This is a genomic window from Kitasatospora sp. NPDC049285 (assembly GCF_040678815.1).
Lineage (GTDB): Bacteria > Actinomycetota > Actinomycetes > Streptomycetales > Streptomycetaceae > Kitasatospora.
The window spans coordinates 25,791-33,401 of sequence record NZ_JBFAQR010000073.1 but is presented as its reverse complement, the minus strand read 5'-3'; the positions used below and the strand labels follow the sequence as shown (position 1 = coordinate 33,401).

Below are 7,611 nucleotides of genomic sequence, written 5' to 3'. Positions count from 1 at the left end.
TGCAGAAGTCCTTCGACCTCTCGGCCTTCGCCGGCCAGACCGTCACGGTGAAGTTCACCGGCACCGAGGACTCCTCGCTCAAGACCAGCTTCGTGGTCGACGACACCGCGCTCAACGTCTCCTGACGCAGCGTCGCTGAACCGGTGCCGGAAGGACCCCTCGGTCCTTCCGGCACCGCCGCGTCCGGGCCCGCAGCCGTCGGGCTCGGACGCCGGATCGTGGATCCGATCGGGCCGCCACCACGTCTGATCCGCACCGGCCGATGAACGGGCCGCTCGACCCACCATGGAGACCCGCCATGAGGACGCCGTCCCCGAAGACCACCGCCGCACTCGGCTGCGCCGCGCTCGCCCTGGTGGCGCTGACCGGGTGCGGCTCGACCGCGACGTCCGCGCCCGGCACGTCCGCGGCCGGGAGCACCGCGGCCACCGCCGGGCGCACCGTCGCGCTGGACGAGAGCGCCGACCGCACCCGGATCACGGTCGGCCCCGGCACCACCGTCCGGGTCGACCTGCACAGCACCTACTGGTCGGCGGTGACCAGCAGCGCTCCCGACCGGCTCGCCCCCGCGGGCGCCCCCGCCACCTCCGCCTCGCCGTCCTGCCGCCCGGGCGCCGGCTGCGGGACGGTCACCACCGCCTTCACCGCCCTGGCCGCCGGATCGGCCCGGCTGACCGCCCAGCGGACCAGCTGCGGCGAGGCCAAGCCCTGCCCGCCCGACCAGCAGACCTTCACCGTCGACGTGGAGGTCACACCGTAGGCGGCGTCAGCCGGCGTGCGGCGGGCCCAGGTAGGGGAAGTCGGGCAGCAGGTCGGTGTGCTGGCCGATGTGGTCGGTGGGGACCTTGCCCCCGGTGAGCATGGACAGCCGGGCGGAGGTCACGTCGTCGATCAGGGTCCGGCCGTTGGGGTACGCGGCGGGCCGGCTGCGGTCGAAGCGCAGGACGTCCGGCAGGACGGTGCGCAGGGCGTGCTCGGCGGCGGCCGGCTCGTAGTCGCCGAAGTGCCGCAGCACAGCGGTCCACGGTTCGCGGTAGGCGGCCCAGTCGTCGGCGGGCTCGCCGGCGTTGTACGCGTCCTTGACGTCCTCGGCGTTGAAGTAGGCGGTCAGCGACGGGTGGGCGCCGCGGTCGACCGGGACGTCGGTGAGGATCGCGTCGCCGGTGGCCTCGTGCGAGCGCGCCGCGGCGCCGGTGGCCCGGCGGACGGTGACGGACTGCCGGCCGCCGGCGGGCGGGGAGAAGACGAAGCCGAAGGCCACGTCCGGGTGGAAGGCCTCGCCGCCGGTCGGGGCGATCGGGCTCACGTTCTTCGACGCCCGGCCGACCCGCGGCACGGAGGCTCGGCGGGATCGGTCGGACTTCATCGTCAGTCGGACTTCATCACCTTGAGCACCTTGCCGGTGGCGCCCGCGGTGAGGTAGCCGCCGCCGTTGTACTCGTCCGACAGGTAGTACCGGATGGTGATCTCGTCGGCGAACCACCCGTAGTCCACGATCAGGTAGCGCGACTTGGGGGTGGCGACGCCGAGCTCGGTCTGGGCCTTGGCCATCACGGTCGGGATCTGGTTCCAGTCGATCTTGGTGAGGTCGACCGGCTTGTCGGTGCTGCTGACGGTGCCGCCGGGTCTGCTGGTGACCTTGCCGCCGCGGTAGTCGACCTGGTCCCAGTGCTTCGGGTTGTCCTTGGTCAGCACCTTGGCGCTGGCGAAGTCCGGATAGATCGTCATCTCGGTGATGGTGGCGTTGCCGGTCGACGAGCGGATCGAGTCGACCATGCCGCGGGCGCCGTCCGGGGTGAGCAGGTCCTTGCCGGTCCCGGTCGCGGGCGGCGCGGCCTTCGGGGTGCCGGCGGGGGTGGTGCCGCCCGCGGGGTCCGTGCCGGTGGCGGCCGGGCCGGTGCCGGCGGTGCCCGTCACCGGCGGGGTGGAGCCGGCGGTGGCGTGGCTGCCGGGGTCCAGCCAGCCGTGGCTGAGCGACCAGGCCAGCAGGCCGACCGCCACCACGCCGGCCACCGCCGCCGCCAGCACCGGGCCGGTGCGCTTGCGCGGAGGGCGCAGCGGCAGCACCGTCGGCGCCCACGGCTGGTGGCCGCCGGCCGTCGGCGCACCGCTGGGGTAGCCCCCGGTCGGGTACCCGCCCATGGCGTGCCCGCCGGTGGGGTGGCCGTCCGGCGTGAACCCGCCCGTGGGGTAACCGGGCCCGGGCACCCGGTCCTGCGGGCCGGTGGGGTGGGGCAGGGCGCTGCCGAACTGAGTGGGCCGGTACGGGGCGGCGTCGTTCAGCTGGGTGGGCGAGAACGCCGAGCCGCCGCCGAGGGTGCCGTCGATGCCCTGCTCGGCCGCGGCGAACAGCCGGTCGAGCTGGTCGGCGTCGGGCCGGGCGGCGGGGTCGCGGGCCAGCAGCGCGATCAGCGTGGGCCCGAGCGGACCGGAGCGCACCGGCGGCGGGAGCGGCTCGTCCAGGACGGCGGCCAGGGTCGCGATGGTGGTGCCGCGGCGCAGCGGGTGGTGGCCCTCCACGGCGACGTACAGCATCATGCCGAGCGACCAGAGGTCGGAGGAGGGGTTGCCCTCGTGGCCGCGGATCCGCTCGGGGGCGATGAACTCGGGCGAGCCGATCAGGGCGCCGGTGGCGGTCAGGCTGGTCGACTCGCTGAGTGCGGCGATGCCGAAGTCGGTCAGCACCGGGGTGCCGTCGGCGCGGATCAGGACGTTGGCCGGCTTCACGTCGCGGTGGTGGATTCCGGCGGCGTGGGCGGCCCGCAGCGCGGAGAGCACGCCCCGGCCGATCCGGGCGGCCTCCTCCGGGGAGAGCGCGCCGCGCGCGAGGCGGTCGGACAGCGAGCCGCCGGTGACCAGCTCCATCACCAGCCAGGGGTGCGGGAGTTCGGCGGTGTCCACGATGTGGTAGATGATCACCACGTTGGGGTGCTGGAGCCGGGCCAGCGCCTGGGCCTCGCGCAGCACCCGCTCGCGCAGCTCGTAGGCCGCGGCGGGGTCGGCGGCGAGCATCGCCGGGTCCGGCGGGCGGACCTCCTTGAGCGCCACCTCGCGTTGCAGCACGGTGTCCCGGGCCCGCCAGACCAGTCCCATGCCGCCGCCGCCGAGTCGCTCCAGCAGCTCGAAGCGGCCGTCGACGAGCGGTGCGCCCGGCCCCCCAGTAGTCATGGCGGTCATCGTAGGGGCTCCGGAGGACAGCTCTCGACCCGGTGATCGGGGGCCGTCACTCTGTCACCGTCCGGTCTCACCGGTGTCCGGAATCGCGACACCGGCCGGATCGCGGAGCCCGCGCCCCTATCGTCCTGCTGACGGGCCGACAGCCCGCCGCCGCACCACACGGGTTCAGCAGCCCGTCGGCACCACCACCACACCAGGGGGCTCCACCTTGACCAGACGTCAGCCGCTCACCGCCCGCGTCCTGCTCGCCTCCGCCGCGCTGGCCGCGACGCTCGCCCTCGCCGCGTGCGACCCCGAGGACCCGGCCGGCGACGCGGCCTCATCCCCCGCGTCCGGCCCGGCGTCCACGGCCGCCGCCACCGGCCCGGCCCCGAAGAGCCCGGCCGCCACCTCGCCGGCCGCCGCCTCGCCCGCGGCCGGCGGCAAGCGCACCCTGGTCGAGGCGCGCACCGCCGGCGGCCTGACCCGGACCACCGGGGACGGCCAGCTGTCCGACGTCCCGGTCGACCCGGGCGACATGCGCGACGGCATGCACCTGGTGGCCGCCAACTACGACCGGGCCGGGCAGGGCTCCGGGCGCCGGGTGCTGTTCGTCGGCGTCGACAACGTCCCGGAGGAGCCGAGCAAGCGGCGCGAGCACCTGTGGCGCGGCCTGGTCGACTACGCCCTCGGCACCGGCTCCAGCGGCAGCCCGACCACCGCCGAGCCGTACCCGGCGGGTCCGCTCGGCGGCGACCTCGAGTGCCTGAGCCTGCCGGAGTCCACCGGCCCGACCGACGTGCTGTGCGGCTGGGTCGACTCCTCCACCGCGGCCGTCGCGCTGTTCCCGCACACCACCCCGGCCGAGGCGGCGCGGCTGTTCGCCGCGATGCGCGCCGACCTGGAGCACTGACGCCGGCCCGGGTCGCGGCGCCCGGCCGGGAACGACCGCGCCCCGGGTACGGCCGAGGCCGTACCCGGGGCGCGGGGTGCTGACGGTAGGTCAGCGGCCCTGGAGGGACTTGACGTTGTCGCCGAAGGTCCAGCCCTTCGAGCCGTCCCAGTTGATCGACCAGGTCATCAGGCCCTTCAGCTGGCCGCTGAAGGAGTTGTACGCCTGGCTGACCAGGCTCGGCGCCATGTAGCCGCCGCCCGCGCCGGACTGGGCCGGCAGGCCGGGGACCTGCTTGTCGTAGGGGACCTTGATGGTGGTGCCCTGGATGACCAGGCCGTTGTTCAGGCAGGTGGTCTGCGTGGTGAAGCCCTGGACGGTGCCGGCCGAGTAGGAGTCGCCGGAGCAGCCGTACATGCTGCCGTTGTAGTACTGCATGTTGAGCCACCACAGGCGGCCGTTGTCGACGTACTTCTTGATGATGGGGAGGTAGGCGCCCCAGATCGAGCCGTAGGTGACGCTGCCGCCGGTGACGTACGCGGTCTCCGGGGCCATGGTGAGGCCGAAGCCGGCCGGCATCTGGGCGAGCACGCCGTCGATGATGCGGATCAGGTTCGACTGGGAGGCCGAGAGCGTGCCGATCGAGCCGCTGCCGGACAGGCCGGTCTCGATGTCGATGTCGATGCCGTCGAAGTTGTACTTCTTCAGGATCGGGACGACGGTCGCCACGAACTTGTCGGCGACGGTGCTGGAGCTGAGGTCGATGCCCGCGGCGGCGCCGCCGATCGACATCAGCAGCGTCGCGCCGGCCGCCTTGGCCTGGCACATCTCGGCGGGGGTGGAGACCTTGACGCCGGCGTCCATGCCGTCCTGCCAGAGCACGGTGCCGTCGGACAGGATCACCGGGAAGGCGGCGTTGATGACGTTGTAGCCGTGCGCGGCGATCCGGCTGTCCGTGATCGGGACCCAGCCCATGCCCGGGTGGACGCCGTTGGAGGCGCCGTCCCAGTTCTCCCAGTAGCCCTGCAGCACCTTGCCGGCCGGACGGGGCTTGGTGGCGCAGGTGTCGCCGCCGGTGGAGCTGGCGGACGGGCTGGCGGAGGTCGAGGGGCTGGCCGACGTCGACGGGCTGCTGGAGGTGGACGGGCTCGCGGAGGCCGACGGGCTGGTGCTGGTCGACGGGCTGGCGGAGGTGGACGGGCTGGGGCTGGTGCCGCCGGGGCCGCTGAGCGACAGGTCGTCCGCGTAGTAGGTGGGCTGCCCGTACCAGCCGTGCACGAAGACGGTCACCGAGGTGGTGCTCGCGCCGGTGCTGAAGGCGACGCTGAGCTGGCCGTACGACGCGTTGTTCGGCGTCCAGGTGGACGACGAGACGCCGGTGCCGGTGACGCCCAGGTAGACGTAGCTGCCCTGGACGTAAGCGCTCAGCGTGTACTGGGAGTTGGGCTGCACGCTGATGGTCTGCGAGCACTCGGCGGTGTCCGAGCCGGTCGGCACGGCCTTGAGCGCGCCGGCGCCGGCGTGCACCGGACTGGCGACGACCGAGCCGGAGCCGCCGGTGCAGCTCCAGCCGGAGAGTCCGCTCTCGAAGCCGGGGTTGGCGACCAGGTTGGTGGTGGCGGCCCCGGCGGTGACCGAGCCGGCCACGGCGACGCCGGTGGCGATCACCGCGACGGCGCTCACCCCGGCGAGCGCGCGCTTGAGGACGGACGGCTCGGGCCGGACGGTGTCGGCCCGGTGGAGCTGCGGTGCGCGCTGCACGGCGGCCCGCTGCACAGCGGGGCGGGCGTCGCCCGATGGGCTGGCGGTACGCGACCTTCGACGGAACATACGGCGTTCCCTTCCCGCCGAGCGTCATGGACATGACCGACGCGTGGGGGCGTGACGCCCGGCTTGGGTGAGGTGGGGGCATGTGGGGGATGTACCGGACCGGATCGTAGGAGGGGCGGCAAGGCGCGTCAATAGGTCTGGACCAATCGCGAGGGGTGCGGCCCGACCGCGCAAGGGAGGGCATCGACCCGCTCGCCCCGATGACGGAGAATGCAGCGAACGCACCGACCAGCAGAGGGAGTTCTTCGTGTCGAGCCCCGCCCGCGCCCACCGGGTGCAGACCGTCCGCGGTTCCGTGACCGTGACCGTCGAGATCGACGGCACCGTCGTCGCCAAGTCCAGCCGGCCCGTCGTCCTGTTCGAGGCGGGGCTGCCGGTCCGCTACTACCTGCCGCCGGGCGACGTCGACCTGGCGCTCTTCGCGCCGACCGACACCCGGACCACCTGCCCCTTCAAGGGCGAGGCCCACTACTGGGCGTACCGCGGCCCGGACGGCACCGTCGAGGACCGGCCCGACGTGGCCTGGTCCTACCCCGACCCGCTCGACGCCGCCGCGGACATCGCCGGCCACCTGTCGTTCTACGACACCCGGGCCCGGATCACCGTCGAGGGCGACACCCCCGCGCCGCCCGCGGCCTGATCATCGGTCAACGCGACTGGGCCGCAACGGAGTTCCGGTGCGGCCCAGGGCGCGTCGGCGGCGTCAGGCGCGGGACAGCCGGGCAGTGACGGAGGCCAGGATCGGAGCCTGGTGGTGGGCCAGGAAGAAGTGGCCGCCGGCGTAGGTGTCCAGGGCGAACGGGCCCGAGGTGTGCTCGGCCCAGGCGCGGGCGTCGGCGTCGGTGACCATCGGGTCCTGGTCGCCGGTGAGGACGTGGACGGGGCAGGTCAGCGGGGCGCCGGGGCGGTAGCGGTAGGTCTCGGCGGCCTTGTAGTCGCTGCGCACGGCGGGAAGCGTCAGCTCCAGCAGCTCGGGGTCGTCCAGCACCGGCGCGTAGGTGCCGCCCAGCACCCGGAGCCGGGCGGCGAGTTCGGCGTCGGTGCCCTGGTGGACGGTGCCGCCCGCGGGCAGGCGGGACGGGGCGGCGCGGCCCGAGGCGAACAGCGCCAGCGGGACGGCGCCCGCCTCCTCCAGCAGGCGGGCGACCTCGAACGCGAGGGTCGCGCCCATGCTGTGGCCGAACAGGGCCAGCCCGTCCTCGGCGTACGGCAGCAGCAGCGGCACGATCCGGTCGGCGAGCGCGTCGAGGCTCTCCAGCCGGGGCTCGGCGAGCCGGTCCTGCCGGCCGGGGTACTGGACGGCGAGCACCTCGCAGTGCGGGGCGAGGGCGCGGGCCATCGGGACGTAGAAGGTGGCGCTGCCGCCGGCGTGCGGCAGGCAGACGAGCTTCGGTGCGCCCGGCTCGGCGGTGGCGTAGCGGCGTATCCAGAGGTCGGCGGTGCTGACGGTGCTGGTCACGGTGGTTCGGTCCTTCCACAACGCGTCGGACGGGCGGGCGGGGGAATTCGACGAGCCGGGGGAATTCGCCGCGGCTGTTTTTGCCGAATGCTAACAGTCGCCCCGGGGAACGGTAGGGCTCCCGGCGCCGCGGGGTACCGGGCGGAGGCCGCCGGGCGGTTCCGGCCGCACGGGTGCAACCGTATCCGCACGTGTCGGCCGCGTATCGGGCGTGTTTCCGCCGCGTGTTCGGCTCCGCGTTCCGGCGCCCGTATTAACCGGGTCGATATTGGCA

General features: G+C 74.2%; 6 protein-coding genes and 2 pseudogenes. 3 read left to right on the top strand and 5 right to left on the bottom strand.

The features are described 5' to 3' along the window. The first annotated feature begins 298 nt into the window (after nt 1-298). Entirely contained in the window at nt 299-760 is a 462-nt protein-coding gene (locus AB0K51_RS30735; RefSeq protein WP_363460824.1) for a hypothetical protein, read from the top strand. Nucleotides 761-766: 6 nt separating this feature from the next. Here the strand turns inward: AB0K51_RS30735 and AB0K51_RS30730 are convergent, their stop codons facing one another. Further along, a complete protein-coding gene (locus AB0K51_RS30730; RefSeq protein ID WP_363460822.1) occupies nt 767-1,366 on the bottom strand; it encodes a hypothetical protein in 600 nt (199 codons plus the stop codon). 2 nt (nt 1,367-1,368) lie between these two features. Then, nucleotides 1,369-3,168, bottom strand: coding sequence for a protein kinase (locus AB0K51_RS30725; RefSeq protein ID WP_363460820.1), 1,800 nt, complete (start codon nt 3,166-3,168; stop codon nt 1,369-1,371). A 217-nt stretch (nt 3,169-3,385) separates the two neighbouring features. Between AB0K51_RS30725 and AB0K51_RS30720 the strand changes: the two genes are divergently transcribed. After that, a complete protein-coding gene (locus AB0K51_RS30720; protein WP_363460818.1) occupies nt 3,386-4,069 on the top strand; it encodes a hypothetical protein in 684 nt (227 codons plus the stop codon). 90 nt (nt 4,070-4,159) lie between these two features. On the opposite strand, the pseudogene AB0K51_RS30715 reads toward AB0K51_RS30720, so the two are convergent. Continuing rightward, nucleotides 4,160-5,146 (bottom strand): annotated as a pseudogene (locus AB0K51_RS30715) (chitinase); the annotation flags it as partial. A 180-nt stretch (nt 5,147-5,326) separates the two neighbouring features. After that, a pseudogene (locus AB0K51_RS30710) lies at nt 5,327-5,878 on the bottom strand (carbohydrate binding domain-containing protein); the annotation flags it as partial. 247 nt (nt 5,879-6,125) lie between these two features. Between AB0K51_RS30710 and AB0K51_RS30705 the strand changes: the two are divergent. Continuing rightward, entirely contained in the window at nt 6,126-6,518 is a 393-nt protein-coding gene (locus AB0K51_RS30705; protein WP_363460816.1) for a DUF427 domain-containing protein, read from the top strand. A gap of 63 nt (nt 6,519-6,581) precedes the next feature. On the opposite strand, the gene AB0K51_RS30700 is transcribed toward AB0K51_RS30705, so the two are convergent. After that, a complete protein-coding gene (locus tag AB0K51_RS30700) occupies nt 6,582-7,337 on the bottom strand; it encodes an alpha/beta fold hydrolase (protein WP_363460814.1) in 756 nt (251 codons plus the stop codon). Nucleotides 7,338-7,611 lie beyond the last annotated feature (274 nt).

Bases quoted from the DNA above. Each gene is read 5' to 3' on its own strand.
- AB0K51_RS30735 (WP_363460824.1), top strand. From the start codon at position 299: ATGAGGACGCCGTCCCCGAAGACCACCGCCGCACTCGGCTGCGCCGCG.
- AB0K51_RS30730 (WP_363460822.1), bottom strand. From the start codon at position 1,366: ATGAAGTCCGACCGATCCCGCCGAGCCTCCGTGCCGCGGGTCGGCCGG.
- AB0K51_RS30725 (WP_363460820.1), bottom strand. From the start codon at position 3,168: ATGACTACTGGGGGGCCGGGCGCACCGCTCGTCGACGGCCGCTTCGAG.